This window comes from bacterium (assembly GCA_035308905.1).
Lineage (GTDB): Bacteria > Sysuimicrobiota > Sysuimicrobiia > Sysuimicrobiales > Segetimicrobiaceae > DASSJF01.
In genome coordinates this window covers 90,875-109,170 of sequence record DATGFS010000031.1, presented here as the reverse complement: position 1 = coordinate 109,170, position 18,296 = coordinate 90,875, and the positions used below count along the sequence as shown (strand labels likewise).

17 protein-coding genes are annotated in these 18,296 nt (G+C 67.5%); 5 read left to right on the top strand and 12 right to left on the bottom strand.

Annotation, left to right across the window (positions count from 1 at the left end; translation table 11 throughout):
• Positions 1 to 273: 273 nt before the first annotated feature.
• Positions 274 to 1,524, bottom strand: coding sequence for a M20/M25/M40 family metallo-hydrolase (locus VKT83_10005; GenBank protein HLY22786.1), 1,251 nt, complete (start codon positions 1,522 to 1,524; stop codon positions 274 to 276).
• Between the two features lie 144 nt (positions 1,525 to 1,668).
• Between VKT83_10005 and argH the strand changes: the two genes are divergently transcribed.
• Together argH and VKT83_09995 are read left to right on the top strand one after the other, a co-directional pair.
• Positions 1,669 to 3,168, top strand: coding sequence for an argininosuccinate lyase (argH, locus tag VKT83_10000; protein HLY22785.1), 1,500 nt, complete (start codon positions 1,669 to 1,671; stop codon positions 3,166 to 3,168).
• The gene (locus tag VKT83_09995; protein ID HLY22784.1) at positions 3,165 to 4,553 is read left to right on the top strand and encodes an MmgE/PrpD family protein; all 1,389 of its coding nucleotides are present in this window, start codon (positions 3,165 to 3,167) and stop codon (positions 4,551 to 4,553) included. The genes argH and VKT83_09995 overlap by 4 nt, the downstream gene beginning before the upstream one ends.
• Here the strand turns inward: VKT83_09995 and VKT83_09990 are convergent.
• The 7 genes from VKT83_09990 to VKT83_09960 all read right to left on the bottom strand — a co-directional run bounded on the left by VKT83_09990 (position 4,550) and on the right by VKT83_09960 (position 12,953).
• The gene (locus VKT83_09990; GenBank protein HLY22783.1) at positions 4,550 to 6,424 is read right to left on the bottom strand and encodes an ABC transporter ATP-binding protein; all 1,875 of its coding nucleotides are present in this window, start codon (positions 6,422 to 6,424) and stop codon (positions 4,550 to 4,552) included. The genes VKT83_09995 and VKT83_09990 overlap by 4 nt on opposite strands.
• A gap of 1 nt (position 6,425) precedes the next feature.
• Positions 6,426 to 7,322, bottom strand: a complete 897-nt coding sequence (locus VKT83_09985; protein ID HLY22782.1) for an ABC transporter permease — start codon at positions 7,320 to 7,322, stop codon at positions 6,426 to 6,428.
• Between the two features lie 3 nt (positions 7,323 to 7,325).
• Positions 7,326 to 8,270: an ABC transporter permease gene (locus tag VKT83_09980; GenBank protein ID HLY22781.1), complete on the bottom strand. Its 945-nt coding sequence runs from the start codon at positions 8,268 to 8,270 to the stop codon at positions 7,326 to 7,328.
• 15 nt (positions 8,271 to 8,285) lie between these two features.
• Positions 8,286 to 9,833 (bottom strand): ABC transporter substrate-binding protein, encoded by a 1,548-nt coding sequence (locus VKT83_09975; protein HLY22780.1) that lies wholly within the window; start codon positions 9,831 to 9,833, stop codon positions 8,286 to 8,288.
• A 16-nt stretch (positions 9,834 to 9,849) separates the two neighbouring features.
• A complete protein-coding gene (locus VKT83_09970) occupies positions 9,850 to 10,260 on the bottom strand; it encodes a RidA family protein (protein HLY22779.1) in 411 nt (136 codons plus the stop codon).
• A 156-nt stretch (positions 10,261 to 10,416) separates the two neighbouring features.
• Entirely contained in the window at positions 10,417 to 11,793 is a 1,377-nt protein-coding gene (locus VKT83_09965; protein ID HLY22778.1) for an MmgE/PrpD family protein, read from the bottom strand.
• The gene (locus VKT83_09960) at positions 11,793 to 12,953 is read right to left on the bottom strand and encodes a Xaa-Pro peptidase family protein (protein HLY22777.1); all 1,161 of its coding nucleotides are present in this window, start codon (positions 12,951 to 12,953) and stop codon (positions 11,793 to 11,795) included. The genes VKT83_09965 and VKT83_09960 overlap by 1 nt, the downstream gene beginning before the upstream one ends.
• 137 nt (positions 12,954 to 13,090) lie before the next feature.
• Here VKT83_09960 and VKT83_09955 point away from each other — a divergent pair, with 137 nt between their 5' ends.
• The 3 genes from VKT83_09955 to VKT83_09945 are packed head-to-tail and all read left to right on the top strand — an operon-like array spanning position 13,091 to position 15,704.
• Complete coding sequence (locus VKT83_09955) at positions 13,091 to 14,131, top strand: ABC transporter substrate-binding protein (GenBank protein ID HLY22776.1); 1,041 nt, start codon at positions 13,091 to 13,093, stop codon at positions 14,129 to 14,131.
• A 14-nt stretch (positions 14,132 to 14,145) separates the two neighbouring features.
• Positions 14,146 to 14,931, top strand: coding sequence for an ABC transporter permease (locus VKT83_09950; protein ID HLY22775.1), 786 nt, complete (start codon positions 14,146 to 14,148; stop codon positions 14,929 to 14,931).
• Positions 14,932 to 14,933: 2 nt separating this feature from the next.
• Entirely contained in the window at positions 14,934 to 15,704 is a 771-nt protein-coding gene (locus VKT83_09945; protein HLY22774.1) for an ABC transporter ATP-binding protein, read from the top strand.
• On the opposite strand, the gene VKT83_09940 is transcribed toward VKT83_09945, so the two are convergent.
• The 4 genes from VKT83_09940 to VKT83_09925 are packed head-to-tail and all read right to left on the bottom strand — an operon-like array spanning position 15,697 to position 18,194.
• Complete coding sequence (locus VKT83_09940; GenBank protein ID HLY22773.1) at positions 15,697 to 16,728, bottom strand: LLM class flavin-dependent oxidoreductase; 1,032 nt, start codon at positions 16,726 to 16,728, stop codon at positions 15,697 to 15,699. The two genes, VKT83_09945 and VKT83_09940, sit on opposite strands and share 8 nt — an antisense overlap.
• A 25-nt stretch (positions 16,729 to 16,753) precedes the next feature.
• On the bottom strand, positions 16,754 to 17,203 hold the full coding sequence (locus VKT83_09935) for a DUF3830 family protein (protein ID HLY22772.1): 450 nt from the start codon (positions 17,201 to 17,203) through the stop codon (positions 16,754 to 16,756).
• Positions 17,200 to 17,709, bottom strand: a complete 510-nt coding sequence (locus VKT83_09930) for a DUF3830 family protein (GenBank protein ID HLY22771.1) — start codon at positions 17,707 to 17,709, stop codon at positions 17,200 to 17,202. The genes VKT83_09935 and VKT83_09930 overlap by 4 nt, the downstream gene beginning before the upstream one ends.
• 5 nt (positions 17,710 to 17,714) lie before the next feature.
• Positions 17,715 to 18,194: a DUF3830 family protein gene (locus VKT83_09925; GenBank protein HLY22770.1), complete on the bottom strand. Its 480-nt coding sequence runs from the start codon at positions 18,192 to 18,194 to the stop codon at positions 17,715 to 17,717.
• Between the last annotated feature and the right edge of the window lie 102 nt (positions 18,195 to 18,296).

The following is an 18,296-nucleotide window of genomic DNA, read 5'->3' as shown; positions in this document are numbered from 1 at the left end:
GCTCGCATCGTGCGGGCTGTCCCTGGTTAGTATAACAGGCGCAAAGACAATGTCCCCGGCGGCCGCAGCTACGTTGGCGCCGCCGTCGACGTCCACCCGTGGCGGCGAGCTATGACCGGCGAGATCCGCCGGAAAGAACTCTTGCCGATTCACTGGTTCTTTGAGCCTTCGAAGTGTCGGAAGATTGTCGAACATTGGCTTCGGGGTCATTCGGAATGCGCAGGTCATCGATTCAAATCCGCTCGCCGGCGATAGTCAGGAATTAACGCACGATCACGCGAGCAGCCTCGCCATCGTCAGCGCATGCGCCTTGGTGACATTGACTAGATCCGCGACTTCAATGTACTCGTCTGGCGCCGCGATATTGTGCGGCGTTGGCCCATATACGACACACGGCGTGCCACGCCGCCGCCAGAACCGGCAGTCTGTCCCGCCCAACGAGCAACTCAATTCTACGGGCGCACCTCGCACCGCGGTGACGCTGTCCACCATGGTCCGCACCAGGGGATGCGCCGGATCTGTGAAGTTGGGATCCCGCCAGTGGCGGACCTCGCACTCGATATGCGGATGCCGCTCGAGCCGAGCGCGGACTTCGTTCATCACCTCGGCGTGCGTGAACCCGAACGGCATGCGGATATCGACCCACGCTTCGGCGTGGTACGGGATCAGACTATCCTTTTCGCCCCCGCGCAGCACTCCGACGTTGACCGTCGTCTCGAGGATATACCGCGCCGCGCCGGATCCGAACATCGCGTCAAACGTCGGACCGATCTTCGCCGCCATCTCGCGCAGCCAGGGCGGCGTACCGGCGTACGGGCCGGCGAGGCCCCGCAGATCGGTCAAGAAATCCATCAGCAGATGATTCGCGTTGCGGCCCATGCTCGGCACCGGACTGTGCCCCGAGAGCCCGCGGGCCGTAAAAGTCAGGCGGCTCGCGCCCTTCTCGCCGAACCGGACGAGGCTCGCGCCGCTCGGCTCGGCGCTCAGCACCATGTCGCCCTGCACTTCCGGACAGTTTGCCGCCAGGTGCTCAGACCCGAACTTTGCCCCGGTCTCCTCGTCCGACACGAGCGTCAGCGTGATCCGCCCACGCCAGTCCCGGCGGTGCTCCGCCATGACGAGAAAGGCCGTCATCAGCGCGGCGTCGCCGCCTTTCATGTCGATCGCGCCGCGGCCGTAGATGCGGCCGTCGACGAGCTCGCCGCCGAACGGGTCGCGGGTCCAGCGGCCGCGATCGCCGGGCGGGTACGTGTCGAAGTGGCCGTTCAGCACGAGGTGCGGCCCGGGGCCGGCGCCCGTGACGGTTGCGATCAAATTCGGGAGGCCCTCGCGCACGGTGACGTCTGACTGCTCCACGCCGGGCGCGTCGAGATCGCCGCGCGCAAACCGGTGTACCTCTGTCGTGTCGCCGGGCGGGCTGCTCTCCCGGTCGATGCTGGGAATCTGGAGCAGCCGTTGGCAGCGCCGAATCAGCTCCTCGCGCCGCGCCTCAACCGCTCCACTGACCCGCTCGCCCAGCTGCATGCGATGCCCTCCAAAGTTGGCTGTTCCGGTCAAGACACTACGGCCCGTCGGTGGCGCCCACCTCCGGTGGGGACGAGCGGACGGGACTGCGCTTCTCACCCATCGAATAGAGCGGCACCCGCTCGAGGACGATCGAGGTGACCCGTGAAGCAGGATCTCTTTCTCGAAGAAGCTCGGCTCGGCCCGCGCAGCGACGTCTTGATCGAATATGACGAGATGCCGAGGCTGCCGATGTTTCGCGAGCGGTTCCGCGCGTACGCGCTGGTGGACCTCGCGCACGCCGTCATGATGGTCGAGGAGGGGATGCTGACCCGCGAGCGCGGCGCCAAGCTGCTGCGGGGCCTGCGGCAGGTCCTGGATCTCGGTCCCGACGACTTTCCGTGGGAGCCGCGGTCGGGCTCGTACCTCGTGCAGATCGAACGCTACCTCGAGCAGCAGTTTGGTCACGACATCGCGGGGCGGCTCCAGACCGGCCGCAGCCGCAACGACCAGGAGGCCGCCGCGGACCGCGTCTACCTGCGCGACGCGCTCCTCGGCACCATCGCCGATCTCATCGCGCTGGAGCGCGCGCTGCTCTCGCTGGCCGCACAGCACACCGAGACAATCATGCCGGCGTACACGCACCTCCAGCACGCGCAGCCGGGCACGTTCGCGCATTATCTGCTCCGCGAAGCGAGCATCTTCGAGCGCGATCTTCAACGTCTGGAGGGCACATTCGCTCGCACCAACCTCAACGCGCTTGGCGGCGCCGCGCTGGTCGGCACGTCGTGGCCCGTGAACCGCCGCCGGACGGCCGAACTGCTCGGGCACGACGGTCTCGTGGTGAACGCCTCCGACGCGGGCGTCTTCGCGCGGGATGTGCTTGAAGAAGGCGTCGCCGCCCTTGCGCTGCTGATGAGCAACCTGGGCCGCCACGCGACCGACCTCTACGTCTGGTCGTCGTGGGAATTCTCGTTTGTCGAAGTGGCCGACGGCCTGGCCGGCACGAGCAGCATCATGCCGCAGAAGAAGAACCCGCACGCGCTCGAACGGGTGAAGGCCCTCGCGGGGCAGGCGGCCGGGTGGCTGCCGTCGATGATGTGTGCGCAGCGAGGCGTGCTCTCGACCGATCTCGACGCCATGTTCGGGGACGACACCCTGGCGGAGGCGCTGCGCGCGTCCCGCGCCGGGCTCCGCCTGCTGGCTGAGGCCGTGCGGACGCTGCGTGTGCGCGCAGACGTGATGGCCGAGCGGGCGGGCGTGTTCTGGAGCACGGCCAGCAACCTGGCCGACGAACTCGTCCGCCGGTTCGATCTGCCCTTCCGGACCGCGCATCATGTCGTGGGGCGTTTCGTGAAGTACTCGACCGACGCCAAACAGGGCCCGGCCGACGCCTCCGTCGAGTTGTTCCGCCGCGCCGCGCAGGAGATGGCCGGGCGCGACATCGAGCTCGGCGCCGCGGATCTTCACCGCATCCTGGATCCGCGCGCGTTCCTCGAGACGCGGGTCACCGAGGGCAGCGCCAACCCGCGCCACGCCGCGGACCACATCCGCGTGCTCGGCGAGGCGACCGACCGGCACGCCGCCTGGCACGCGCAGCAGACCGGCAAGATCGCGGCGGCGATCGCGGGGCTCGAGCGCGCCGCCGGGGCGCTCTCGGCATGACGGCCGTGCCGTCCACCGGGACCGCGACGACGACGCGCGCCGGGCAACTCGCCGAGTTCGGCGTTTCGCTGCGCCTTGACCAGGTGCCGGCCGCCGTCCTCGCCCACGCGAAAATCCTGACACTCGATACATTGGGCGCGGCGCTCGCCGGCGTGCCGACCGCGGAGGGCCAGGCGGCGATTCGCGCGGTCCGGACGCTGGCGGCGCCTGACGGGCCGTCGACGTTGTGGGGCACCGCGCAGCGCACCACGCGGGCGGGCGCGGCCCTGGTCAACGGCATCACCGCGCATGCCCAAGAACTGGACGACTTCGGCGGGTGCGATCATTCCGGTGCCGTCGTCCTCCCGGCCGTGCTGGCGGTGTGCGAGGGCCGCGGAGTCCCGGGGGCCCGCGTCCTCGAGGCGATCGTCGTGGGCTACGACGTGGCGCTCCGGGTCATGGAGGCGGCCGGCGGCTATCGAGCCCACAACGGACGCGGCTGGCACTCGACCGGGACGTGCGGGAGCTTCGGCGCCGCGGCCGCGGTCGCCAAAGTATTGAATCTGGACGCCCGCCACACGACGTGGGCGCTCGGGTTGGCGGGCACCTTCACCGGGGGGACGTGGGCGTTTCTCGCCGACGGCGCGATGAGCAAGCGTTATCATCCCGGGCGCGCCGCCGAGTCGGGCGTGGTCGCGGGCGTGCTGGCAAGCGAAGAGTTTACCGGACCGTCGCAGGTCTTCGAAGCTGAGTGGGGCGGATTCCTGAACACCTACGCGCGGGGCGACGCCCAGCCGGAGCGGCTCACGCAGGGGCTGGGGACGGATTTCAAGATCATGCGCAGCGGCGTCAAACCATACGCCTGCTGCCGCGGCGCGCACAGCGCGCTGGACGCCGTGCTCGATCTGCGGCGCCGCCACACCTTGGCCCCCGACCGGGTCGCTGGTGTCGCGATCCGGTGCACCGCGGCTGACATGCAGATGCTGGGGGACCGGGCACCCGAGACCCGCCTGGCCGCCCAGATGAGCCTGCCGTACAGCGTGGCGGTCGCCCTGATGACCGGCCGGGCCTTGTTGGACGAGTATGAAGATAAGTGGCTCACGGATCGCGCCACCCGCGCGCTGATGGCGAAGGTCGACATGCGCGTCGATACGACCCTGCCGGAGGGCACTGAGCCCTACATCACGATCACGACCACCGATGGACAGGCGCACACCGGACACGTGGACGTGGGACGCGGCGCGCCCGAGAACCCACTGCCAGACGCTGAGGTGATCGCGAAATACCGGGATCTCGCCGCCCGCACGCTGCCGCCGGCATCGGTCCGAGCGATTGAGGCCATCACGCTGTCACTCGACGAACGACCGAACGTGGACCAGCTGCTCGAAGCGCTGCGCGCCCCTTAGGCTTCCGCCCGCGTCTTGAAGGTCGGCACCGCCGCGAGCAGCGCTTTGGTGTATTCGTGGCGCGGCGAGCCGAACACGTCTTCGGTCCGCCCTTCCTCCACCACGCTCCCGCGATAGATCACCATTACGCGATCCGCGAGATGCCGCACCACCGACAGGTCGTGGGAGATGAACACGTATGAAACCCCGCGCGAGTCTTGAAGAACGACCAGCAGGTTGAGAATCGTCGCCTGGACCGACACGTCGAGCGCCGAGGTCGGCTCGTCGCAGACCACGATGTCGGGATCGGCGGCAAAGGCGCGCGCGATAGCCACGCGCTGCCGCTCGCCGCCGCTCAGTTGATGCGGCAGCCGGTCGAGATACCGCGCGCCGAGTTTGACCGCCTCGAGCAGCGCCGTTGCCCGTATGCGCCGGTCCTCGCGGGTGCCCCCGCCGAACAGCTCCAGCGGCCGGGCCACCGCCTCGAACACGGTCCGGCGCGGGTTCAACGTCAGGTCCGGATTCTGGAAGACAATCTGGATGTGGCGCCGCGTGGACCGCGTCCACCGTTCGGGACGCCGCGGCAGCGCGCGGCCCCGCAGCGTGATCTCGCCCGCGGTCGGCTGCAGCACCCCGACGAGGCAGCGGCCAAGCGTGGTCTTGCCCGATCCGCTCTCGCCGATGATCGCGAGAGCCTCCCGGCCGAAGACCGTGAGGGACACGTTGTCGAGCGCCCGAAGTGGCGGGGCGCCAAGTCCGGGAGCGAGGCGGCGTCCCGGCGTCCCATACTGGTGCGTGAGTCCGTGCGCCTCGAGCACGGCCGCTCCCGCGTCGACGGCCCGGCTCGCCGCGCGGATGCTTTCGGGAGGCACCGTGTCCGGCCCCGGGACCTTCTCCCAGAAGAAGCACCGGCTCGCCCGGCCCGGCCGGGCCTCCACCAGCGGCGGTGGCTCCCGGCGGCACCGGTCCTCGGCCATCGCGCACCGCGGCGCGAACTGGCAGTGGGTTACCGGCGCGGCCGGATCGGGCAGCGCGCCTTCGATCGCGGGCAGCAATCGCTGCGCGGACGGCGCGTCCACGCGGGGCAGGCACCGGAGCAGCGCCAGCGTGTAGGGATGCGTGGGCCTGGCGAAGACATCGGCGACCGGCCCCGTCTCCACCAGTTCGCCGGCGTACATGACCCCGACGGTGTCGCAGAGCTGCGCGATCACCGCCAGGTTGTGCGAGATGTAGAGGATCGCCGCGCCGGTGCGCGCACGCAGGGACCGCACCAGCTGGAGGATGCGGGCTTCGGTCGTGACGTCCAATCCCGTCGTCGGCTCGTCCATCACGAGCAGATCCGGATCGCACGCCAGCGCCATCGCAATCGACACGCGCTGCTGCTGGCCGCCGCTGAGTTGGTGAGGATACTTGACGGCCACGCCGGCCGGATCGGGGAGCTGCACCGCATTGAACAGCTCGACGGTCTTCGTGAAGGCAGCCGCGCGGTCGAGTCCTTCGTGTTCTTGCAGCACCTCCATGACCTGGGCGCCGACGCGCAGGACGGGATTGAGCGTGCTGCCGGGATTCTGGAACACGATCGACAGCCGCCGCCCCCACAGCGCGCGCAGCGCGGCCGGGGATTTGGTGAGGAGCGGCTCACCGCGGTAGCGCACGTCGCCCCGCACGGCGGCCGGTGGGCGCAGCGCGCCCATGACGCCGAACCCCACGGTGCTCTTCCCCGAGCCCGACTCGCCGACGAGCCCGAAGATCTCTCCCGCCGCGACGGCGAACGACACGCCGCGGACGGCGTTGACCGGACCGCGCGCCGTCCGGTAGACGACCTCGAGGTCCCGCACGTCCAGGACCGGCGTCCCGGTGGTGGTTCCCGTTGGTGCTGCCCGGGCGGCCATGCTACTCTGGCCTCAGGCTGGCCTGGATGCCGTCGCCGAGCAGGTTCGCGCCCACGACCGCGCTCGAGATCGCGACCGCCGGCGGCAGCGCGAGCCAGGGCGCCTGGTTGAGGAAGGGCAGCGCCTCGTTGATCATGAGGCCCCAGTCGGGGCTTGGCGGCGCGGCGCCCAGGCCGAGGAAGCCGAGGGACGTGGCGAGCAGGATCGAGTAACTGAAGCGGATGGTCGTGTCCACAATAATCGGCGTCCACGCGTTGGGCAGCAACTCGCGGAAGAGGATGTACCATCCGCGCTCGCCCCGGGCGCGGGCCGCGTCGACGAACTCGGACGCGGCGAGGCTCAGGACCACGCCGCGCAGCACCCGCGCGGCCCGCGGCATGAAGACGACGGCGATGCCGATGACCACGTACGTCGGGCTGTGGCCGAGGCTCGTAAGGATCAGCATCGCGAGCAGGATCGACGGAAAGGCCATCAGCGCGTCCATCGTTCGCATCAGGACCTCGTCGACGACGCCGCGATAGTACCCGCCGACGAGGCCGACCGTCACGCCGAGCGCTTCACCGAGCACCGTGCTGACGACGGCGAGCGTGAGCGTGCCGCGCGCTCCCCACATGACGCGGCTTAACTGATCGCGCCCGAACTGGTCCGTGCCCGCGAGGAACTGCCGGGACGGCGCCTCGAGCAGGTGCGTCATGTGAAATTCGGTGTACCGGTACGGTGCGAGCGCGGGCCCGAGGACCGCTAGGACGAGGTGCACGGCCAGGATCGCCGCCCCGACCGTCGCGGCCTTCGACCCGCGAAGGGCACCGGCGGCACGGCGCAGCGCCATCCACCGGCGCGCCGCGGCCGCGGGACCGACCGGCAGGGGGCTCGCGGCGGGAGGCAGGAGCTCGGCCACGGCTCAGTACCGGATCCGCGGGTCCAAGTACGCGTACACGATGTCGGCCCCCAGGTTGGCGAGCCCGTAGGCGCTGGCGACGACGAGCGTGGCCATCTGCAGCATGGGCACATCGCGGTGGTTCACGCTGTCGACGAGCAGCCGGCCGAGTCCCGGATACGAGAAGATCGTCTCGACGATCACGATGCCGCCGAGCAGGAAGCCGACGTTGAGGGCGACGATCCCGACGGTGGGGAGGAGGGCGTTGCGCAGCGCGTGCGCCACGACACGGCGCGGCCGCAGCCCTCGGAGGCGCGCGGCCTCCGTGAACGGCTGCCGGATCGCGTCGATCATGCTGGCGCGCGTCATGCGGGTCATCTGCGCCAGCAGCGCGAGGATCAGCGTCAGCACCGGCAGCACGAAGCGCGCGGCCTGAGACGCCAGCGAGGCCTGCGGGTCGACCATGCTCGACGGCGGGAAGATCCGGAAGCGGTAGGCCAGCAGCAGAATCAGCAGCGTGCCCCAGACGAACTCCGGCAGCGACAGCGCGATCAGCGTGAGCGTGCTGATTGCGTGGTCGAGCGGTCGGTCGCGCCGCAGGGCCGCGACGACCCCCAGCCCGATCGAGAGCGGCACGGCGATGAGGAGCGCGAGCCCCGCGAGCACCGCGGACCGTCCCAGCCCTTCGAGGACGAGCGGCCGCACCGGCATCTGGTAGAGCAGGGACTGCCCCCAATCGCCCCGCACCACGCCGCCGATCCACTCCGCGTACCGGACCGGCGCGGGGCGCGTCAGTCCCAGTTTCAGCCGGAGGGCCGCGAGATCTTCCGGCGTGGCCGAGGTGCCGAGGATTTCCGTCGCGACGTCGCCGGGCAGGAGCTGCACGACGGCAAACACGAGCACCGAGACGACCGCCAGCACCACGGCCAGCGCGCCCAAGCGGCGGGCGATGAACCCCAGGCTGCGCACTGCAGGCGGCGGGGATCAGCCTTCGAAGTAGGCCTCCCGGAAGTCCCACCACCGGAGCGGATGCACCGCGACGCCCTTCACGTTGCTGCGCATCGCGGCCGTGTACATCGTGAAGTACGGGACGACCCACGGACCGTCGACGTGGATGACCTGCTCCGCGCGCGCGTAGAACTCTTTCCGCTTCTTGAAATCGGTCGTCGCCCGGCCCGTGTCGAGCAGCGTGTCGACGTCCTTGTTGCTGTACGCGTCGTTGAAGCCGCCGCCGGTCCGGAAGTAGGGGTACAGCGTCTCGTCGATGCTCGCGCGTCCGAACCAGTTGTTGGCGTAAAACGGCTTCTTCTTGTAGACGGTCGCGACGTGGACGGACCACGGCACATTCTTGACGTCGATCTTCACCCCGGCGGGCGCGGCCATCTGCTGGTAGGCCACGGCCAGTTCCTGCAGCCCGACCCGTTCGTTCGACGTCCACAGTTCAATGTTGAGCCCGGAGCCATACCCGGCTTCGGCCAGCAGCGACTTCGCCTTGGCGACGTCGTAGGTGTGGGTGGGCGTCGTGGCCGCGTAGTACGGGCTGAAGCTTGGGACCGAATGGTCTTCGCCCGTGCTCGCGTGCCCCTGCCAGACGGCCTTGATCAGGGCGTCGCGGTCCACGAGGTACTTCAGCGCCTGCCGCACGCGCACGTCGTTGAACGGCTTCTCCGCGTTGTTCATGGTCAGCGGCTGGAACCCCGGGCTTTTCACCGAGACCACCGACACGCCCGGCGTTTGGAGGGCCGGCATGTACGACGCCGGCACCTCGAACATCGCGTGGACCGAGCCGCCGGTCAACGCCGCGACCTGAGCGGCCATGGCCGGCATGTTGACCTCCCACAACTCGTCGAGGTATGGGCGGCCGGGATCCCAGTAGTTCTGGAACCGCACCATTCGGGTATAGGCCCCCGGCCGGAACTCGGCGAGGCGGAAGGGGCCGGTGCCGGACGGCGCGGTCTTGATCAGCGCGGCCCGGTCGGCTGGCAGGATCCGCGCGTACGTCGTGCCGAGGGAGATCGGCAGATCCGCGTAGGGGATCGAGAGCCGGAAGCGGACGGTGTAGTCGTCGGCGGCCTCGATTTTGTCGATGGGGCCCACCGAGGTGCGCGCCGGCGAGCCGTTCTTGGGATCGAGAATGCGCTCGAAGGTGAAGACGACGTCGCGCGCGTTGAGCTCGCGCCCGTGGTGGAATTTGACACCCCGCCGGAGATTGAACGTCCACACGTCGCCATGCGCGTTCGAACTCCAGCCGCTCGCCAGCTGCGGGTGCACCACGAACTTCTCGTCGACGCGGGTGAGGTTGTCGTAAATGGCCGCGGTGATCATGTACTCGTCGCCGGATACCGCGTAGGCCGGGTCGATGGAGAGCGGCGAGCTTGCCCAGGCGATCTTCAACGTGCCGCCGCGCTTTGGAGCGGCCGAGGCCGCCCCGGATCCCGCGAGCGTGACCGGCTGGAGCGCCGCCGCCGCGGCGGTCGCGGCGCCGTATTGCAGGAGGCGTCTCCGGCTCAGCATGCCTGTTTTTCGATCCATCTCGAGCACCCCCGAGTTAGCGATCGATGACGGCGAACGCGTCAATCTCGACGAACAGGTGCGGCAGCGCGAGGCCGCTGCAGACCACCCCGGTGCTGCAGTGCTTGACGCCTTCGAAGTACTTGTCGATCATCGCGTAGACCGCCTTGCGGTACTTTACGTCGGTCACGTACACGGTCAGCTTGCAGACGTCCTTGATGCTGCCGCCCGCTTCCTCCGCGAGCTGCTTGATATTCTTGCAGGCCTGCTCCGCCTGCGCGCCGGCGTCGCCTTCGCCCACAAAGTTGCCCTCGATGTCGTAGCCCGTTTGCCCGCGGAAGAAGATGAAGTCGCCCTTCGTGCGGATGGCCATCGAGAACATGCCGTTGGCGTGGTGGCGGTACGGCAGCTTGGCGCCTTCGAATGAACGGATGAACTGCTTCGCCAATACCCTTCCCCCTTTCCGTGATCGGAGCGAGTGCGAGACCGGAACGGCCGTGCGCTGGGCGACGGCCGTCGAGGTGGCCGCTGTTTCTCCGGTTCGGCGCGCTTCTCCTTGAAGATGCCGGCGGCGGCGCGGGTTCAGCGCGGCTCGACGGCTCGGTCAGGCTCGGGAAAGCGCTCCGGTGAGCTCTTCCAGCGAGCCGACGGCCTCGAGTTCAGTGACCATCTGCAACACCGCGGCCGCGCGCCGGCCGCCGATGACCGGCTCGGCCAGCTCGCGGAATTTCTCTTCGATCTCCTGCCACGTCATTGGATCGTCCGGCCCTCCGTGGCACAGTTTGCGGGAGTGCTCGAATGTGCCCCGGGCGGTCTCGACGGCCACGGTGGACGGAATCCGGGCGGAGTTGCGGTTCTGCGCGTACTCCGCCTGCGCCGTTTCATCCAGTTCGACCGCGACGCGGTCGATCAGCGCCAGCACTGCGGGGTCCGTGCGGTTCGCCTCGAGCCACCAGTCGGGCCGCGGCCGCCCGAGCAGCGTCATCGCGACGGCATGCGGGACGCTGAACTCGGCGTCGACCATGGTCGCCGGCCGGCGGATTTGAAACCAGTCGACGAGCGGCGCCATCGACCGGACCGTGACCCGGCGGACCTCGCGCGGCTCCATGTGGTGCGCGGTCATCACCTGCCGCAGCGCATCCACGGTCGAGTGCAGCCACCGGCAGCACGGGTACGGTTTCGACGAGACGCCGAGCAGGTCGAACTCCGTGCCCACCCCGCGTATCATCCGGTCGAAGTCGCAGCGGTCGGACCCGGCCATGATCCAGAGACCGCGCTCGCCGTCGAGAATTTCGCGCGTCGCCCCAAACCCGCGCTCGGCCAGCAGCGCGGCGCGGAGGCCGCCCTCGGCCGGCCACGCCACATTGTCCTTGACCCATGACACCCGATCTTCGTCCCACCCGACCTTCCCGTCGTGCGGCAGCGGGGCGAAGGCGCCGGCGAGCCCGAAGGCGCACAGCGTGCGCTCGACGTCGAGGCCGAGCAGCCGCGCGGACGCGGCGGCCGCCCCGAATGTCTGCGTCACCCCGTTGCCGTAGACCAGAACCCGGCGCTCCCAGCTGGGCTGGATCGCGCCCCTGATGTGCGCCCACACCTCATATCCGACCAGCACCGCGAGCATGAACGCGTCGCCGCGTAAGCGCCGCGTCTCCGCCAGCGCGAGCGCCGCTGGGATAATCGTCGCGCCGGGATGGCCGGTCGGTCCGGTGTCGTCGTAGTCCAACGCGTTCGCGGCCATGGCGTTCGCGAACGCGGCCGGGCCCGGCGCCGCCTTGATCGAGGTGCCGACGACCGTCGCGCCGCCGCCACCGCCGGCCACGTCCGCCGCGGCGCGCGCCAGCGGTGTGCGGCTCCCCCCGAGCGCGCACCCCAGATGGTCCAGAATCAGTTCTTTCACTCTCTGAACGACCGGCGCGGGTACGCCGTCGAGCGATGCCGTGGCAGTGTAGCGCGCGAGCACGGCGGTCGGGGTGGTCGCCATCAGATCAGCCGCAGCTCTCTGGGCAGGGCGCTGAGGCGTTCGCACCCGTCCGGCGCGACGGCGACCGGCTCACCGAGATAGAGACACAGGTCGCCGCCCTTCGTCAGCGCCCCCGCGAACAGAAAGAAGGTCATTCCTTCGCGCAGCACATGGGGATCCGTCTCTTTGATCCGCAGATTGTCGAGCCACGTGGGAGGATAGCCGATCCCGATGCCGTAGCCGACATGCCGTCCTCTGCGCGACAACCCCTGCGCTTCCAGCCGGTCGACCACGCGCGTCGCCACTTGCGCTGCCGGGAGGCCCGGCCGGATCATCTCCAGGCCTTCTTCGATGCCTTCGCGCAGACCGTTATAGAGACTGCGGATCTCCGACGCGGGCTCGCCGAGGTGCCCGGAATGGACGGCGACCGCGTGGTAGCGTTTGTACGGCGCGCCGATCTCGATCGTGAAGGGATCGCCGGGCTGCATGACGCGCTCGGTCGCCGCGCCGTGCGTCTGCGTCAACGTTCTCGGGCCGGAGGCGATCGGCGGCGCCACGGCGGGATAGTCCGCGCCGAGCGTTGAGAGCGTGTACAGCACCGCCGCGTTGACATCACACTCGCGCACGCCGGGGCGGGCGGCCTCGAAGGCCGCCGTAAAGGCCCGGTCCATAATCTGCGCGGCGCGGCGCATGTAGGCGAGTTCCGCGGGCGACTTGGTGAGCCGCAGTTCGGTCACGAGGTCGGAAGCGTCCACGAGGTCGACGCCGTCTGGGATCTGCTCCCGCAGCAGGTCGTAATAATAAGGAAGCAGGGCGTGGCTCTTCTTCTCGATGCCGATGCGCCGGCGGCCCGACAGCCCGTGCCGCTCTTTCAAAATGTCGACCGTGAAGGCGCCGGGATTCACGTGGCTGTCGTCAACCCAGGGCCGGATCTCGTTGATGAACGGCGACTCCCTGATCATCAATGCGTCGGCCCCGCGGCAGATCGCAGTCGGTGCGGAGCCGTCGGCCGGCAGCACGACCGTTTGGTACACCCAGTAGCCGATCTGATCGTAGCCAAACAAGTAGTAGAGGCTCTCTTGATGAAACAGCAGGAGCAGATCGAGGCGGGCGTCGCGCATCGCCGCGCGGGTGCGCTCGATCCGTGCCTCGTATTCCGCGAGCTCGAACGGCAGCGCCATCGTCGGTCACCCCGGGTCCGGCGTCTCTCAGCGCGTCACCTTCTCGCCGGGGCCCGCGCGGGCCTCGTTTCTCCAGGAATGTCGCAGCCTCTTGAGGTACATACCTCGCGGAGACGCAGGGAACAGGGGGGAAGGGGATGCATCGAGGTATCGCAGCCTGGATCGTGGTTGTGGTGGTCATGATCGGCGTAGCCGTCGCGGACCGCACCGGCTTCTCCAGTCCGTCGATACCGGTGACGGTCAACGACTACGTGGGTGGAATCACCAGCAGCGCGCCTCAGGACTGGGCGGCGGATGCGCAGGGATTCTTCGCCAAGCACAACCTCAAGGTGAACTTCGTCATCCTGGAAGGCACGTCCCAGGCCGTTCAAGCCGTCGCCGCCGACAGGACGGGCCGCGCCTTTGTACAGGGGGACATCCTGGACGAGATGCTGCTGGCGGACAAGAACCCGAGCGCACCTCCGCTCATCGGCATCGCCGGCAACGAACCACGAAATCCCGTCGCGTTGATATTCTTGAATTCGAGCGGCATCAAGTCGCCCGCGGACCTGGCCGGCAAGACCATCGGCGTTCCGACCGGCAGCCTGTCCGAACAATACCTCGACATCTTTCTCCAGAAGCAGGGGATCGCGAAGGATAAAGTGACGGTACAGAACATCGGCTTCGGCGCGCTCCATCCTGCGCTGATGCAGAAGCGGGTCGATGCCATCTGTGAGTTCGCCAGGGGCCTGGCCAGCCTCGACATCGTCGCGCAGCAGCAGGGCCAGAAAGTCGGATCCTTCCTCTTCGGCGACTATCACATGCCCTCGCCGTTGGGCGCCGTGGTGGTGCAGAAGAGCCTCGTCGACAAGGACCCCGCGGTGGCGGGCGCCATCGCCGCCTCGCTCAACGAGGGCCTCCACCTCTGCGTGATCAACCCGGAGCAATGCATCAAGGACTTCATCGCCAAGAATCCGGGGCGCGACTACGATCAAACGCTGGCGGAGTGGAAGGTCGCGCTCAAGGCGCAGTACGGGCTGGACGCCGCGACGGTGCAGAAGATGAAGCCCGCCCAGCTGGGGTGGTTCGATCCGCAGCTCGTGTCGGCGACGCTTCCAGAGCTCAGGACGATGTTCAAGATCAGCAAGATCTTCACCCCGACCACACTGTACACGAACCGGTTCGCCGAGCACCCGTAGCCGGGTCCGGGGGAGTGGCGTCGAGCGGCAGAGCGAGCCGGGCCGGCCTGCCGGGGCTGGCCGACTACGGCCTGCCGGTCCTTTCGTTTATCGTAGGCATCGTCCTGTGGCAGCTCGCGGTCCGGCTGTTCAGGATCCCCGCGTACCTGTTCCCATCGCCCTCCGCGATCGCCCAGGTCTTCTTCGACGGCCGCATCAATTGGGTGCACCAGACCCTGATCACGCTGAACGAGGCCGTCACAGGCTGCGTGATCGGCATTCTCGTGGGCTTCGTGATCGCGCTCGTGATCACGGTGTCCGCAACGCTGAACAAGATCCTGATGCCGTACATCGTCGCGCTTCAGGTGCTGCCGAAGGTTGCGATCGCCCCGATTATCTACATTCTGCTGGGCTTCACCAACACGTCGAGGATCCTGCTCATCGTGATCCTCACGTTCTTCCCGATCGTCATCAACGTGAGCACCGGGCTGACCGACGTGGATCGCAACCTGATCTTCCTGCTCCAGTCGCTGCGCGCGAGCAAGGCGGTGATCTTCTACAAGGTGCGGCTCCCCAATTCGCTTCCGTACTTCTTTGACGGATTGAAGATCGGGGTGTCGGGCGCATTGGTCGGGGCGATCGTCGCGGAGTTCGTGAGTTCCAACAGCGGCCTCGGCTTTCTCATTCTGAATTCCCAGTACACGTTCAACACGGTGGCCGCCTTCGGAGCGTTCACCATCCTGACCGTGCTGGGGCTGCTGTTGTATGGTGCTGTGGTCCTGCTGGCGCGGCAGCTGATGCCGTGGTACCGGTCCGGTTGAGCATGACCTCCGTCGTCGTCCTCGAGCACGTCGGCAAGCACTACACGACCGTCAAGGGGGCCGAGGTCCAGGCGCTCAAGGACGTCTCGCTGTCGGTGCAACAGGGAGAGACCGTCGCGATCGTCGGACCGAGCGGATGCGGAAAGAGCACGCTCCTCCGGCTGATCGCCGGGGTCGAGAGTCCCGGCAGCGGCAGCATCCACCGGGAGACGGCGGGCGGGCAGTTCGTCGTCGGCTACGTGTTCCAGGATTCAAGCCTGATGCGGTGGAGGACCGTCTACGACAATATCAAACTGCCGCTGGAGGTCGTCAAGAAACAGGACCTCGGGAACGTCGACAAGCTCATCGACATGATCGGCATGAAGGGGTTCGAGAAGAGCTATCCGATCGAACTGTCCGGCGGCATGCAGCGGAGGGTCTCGATCGCGCGCGCATTCGTGCACGAGCCGTCGATCATCCTGATGGACGAGCCATTCACCGGAGTGGACGAACTGACCAAAGAGGCGCTGCAGAGCGAGCTGGGGCACCTGATCCGAACGCTTCACGTCACCGCGCTGCTCGTCACCCACGATATCGAGGAAGCGGTATTTCTCGCGGATCGAATCTTCGTCATGTCGCCCAGACCGGGCGCGATTGTGGAGGAAGTGCCGGTGAACCTCCCGCCCGCAAGAGACTCATCGACGCGGTCCCATCTCGAGTTCTTCGCCGCCGCCAACAAAGTGCGCGCAAAACTCCTCGAGATGCATGCGATGAGGGTCGACGCGGCTACCTGAAGCGCGGCATCACCTTTTCGGCGAAGGGCACGATCACTTTCTCGTGTTCCACTTCTGACCGTGGGGCGGAAAAGCACCTCAGCCAGATCTCGTTGATGCCGAAGGAGACGATCTCGTTGATCTTCGTGATGCAGTCCTCGGCCGTGCCCGCGACCGAGAACCGCTTGATGACCTCGTCTGTCAGATAGGTGCGATCACGGTACGCCGCTTCTAATCCCTCCCGGCCCCTCTCCCGACACTGCGTGAGAAAGGACGGCAGCGCCGGGTCGAAACCCTCGAGGATCGCGGGGTAGGCCTCCGGCGAGGTATTCACGAGCGCCTGCGTCACGAACCACCTGACGTTCTCCACCGCTTGATGTCCGTCGTCCGATATGGACGTGTAGACCCACGAAATCCGCCGGACGTCTTCGAAGCGCCGGCCCGCCTTCGCGGCGCCTGCCCTCACCCGCTCGATCGCGAACGCCAGCTGCGCCTTGGACGCGTAGGTCGCGATGATGGCGCCGTCTGCGATCTCGCCGGCGAGCTCGAGGTTCAGCGGACTTCTGCTCGCGATGAGGATCGGGATGTCCGGCCGTACGTCGAACCGCAGGCGGGCGTTGGTCAGTTTGAACAGCCGGCCGTCGAAGTTGACGGTTTCTCCGCCGAACAGCCCCCGCGCCATGGTGATGGTTTCACGAAGCGCCCGGTTCACGTGCCTGCGCTCGAGGTGCATCTCGGCGAAACCGGATCCTCCGGCGCCGAGCGCGAGCAGGGCCCGTCCCCCCGACAGTTCGTCGAGGCTCGCGACGGCGGCGGCCAGCATCGCGGGGATCCGGCAGAACGGATCGGACACGCACGGCCCGAGCTTGATCGTCGTGGTATTCAGCGCGTCGGCGGCGAGCGTGACGAAGACGTCTTTCTCGCCCGAGAATCGCTGGTCGGCGTGGACGAAGTGTTCGAAGCCGAGGTCCTCGGCCAGCTTCGCCACCGAGACCACTTTCTTCAGCGGCTCCACCGGCGCCATCCCGACGCCAAACCTGACCATCAGGCCGTCAGGCCGGTCCGTTCATCTACGCGAAGCTAATGCGCATCTTGCCCATGCCTTCCCGGCGCATCCGCGGGGCCTCATGGGCAAGCGCATCGATCCCCTCAGTGATTCTTCCGACAAGGTTCGTGGCCAGCGGACCGTCGATGCCCCGTACCGCGCTGTCCCGCTCGTAGATGAATCCGATGACGAGAAGGTCGCGGACATGCCTCGGCCACTCGGGCGTCACGAAGATGGCCGGTTTGTAGTACACGAACAGGTCGCCGACGGTCTGGTAGATCGTCTGATTCTCTTCCGGGACGCGATCGGCGGCATCGAGCACGACGTAGACCTCGCGGCCGTTCTCCATGCTGTGAATCGCCTGCTGCTCGATCGGAAGCATCTCCTTCAGCCATGTCGTGGTCTTTGGCGCGTCCTGCTCGTCGAGTTCCGCGAACGCCTCGACGTCCCCCAGCGTGATTTTCACTCTCGTCATTTGTCGAGTCTCTTCACGACGAGCTTCTGCAGGCCGTTGTGGCGGATCTCTTCGCACTTATGCGCGAAGTCCTTTGGGATGTCGATGAACGTGGCGAACAACGTGGAGACCTGCAAATTCGACTCGCGGCCGCTGCGTGCCGGGTCGTCCGCGGCCCTCCCACCGGCGGCCGGGTCGCCATAGAAGATCGCGAACTCTGACAGCTCGCGCTGGAACTCGGCGCTGTAGGCCAGCTGCTTGCCGCGAGACATCTGGGGGGACCGCCAGAAGTAGACGATGTCGCCGGGGGCGGTGGTCCCGCGCCGCGCCGGCCCCTCCGGGGGAAGCCGGAGGATCTTCTCGCCGTGAAGATGCAGCATGATCTCGCGGCTCGACCAGTTGGCGTGGATGGCCATCCCTTCGGCCGGAAGCATGTTCCAGACCGCGTCGCACGTCTTCGGCACGACGTCGTCGTGCATCTCGGCCACGGCCGTTGTTCCACCCAGCTCGAAGAGCAATTTTCTCATCCGGCTCACTCCATCTTCTCGATGAGGAGGGTCTTCTGGCCCCGGTAGATCATGTCTTCGCACGCCCTTGCGAAGCCCTCCCGGCTGGAAGAGATGTTCGCAAAGAGGTTCACGGCTTCCGGCCCTCGCGGTCCCTGCGGCCTCGTGTCCCTGTCATACACGATGCCTATCTCCGCGGATTCGTACCTTCGATAGGGGGAGCCCCGGAAGTAATTGCGGGGCCTGTAGTAATAGAAGATGTCACCGGGGACGGGAAGGTAGGTGAGCGCGTTCTCGGGCGGAAGCACAAACGTCTGGTCCAGGTGGGCCAACACCTGATGCCCGGACCAGATGTCATGGATCGCCTGGAGGCGCAGGGGTAAGAGCCGCCATATCGCCTCACACGTGTTTGGACAGTCCTCCTCCAGAAGATCTGCGACCGCGGAGATATCATCATCCGGAAAGGAGATCCGGATTTTTCGAGACAGAACACGCTGATCGGGCACCGATCCACTCCCCCCAGTTGTTCCACGCGTCGGTGAGGTCTTTCTCGTTGTTGATTTCTACCACTCCTGTTCAATTCCCGCACTGAAGACGGTCGCGAAGTG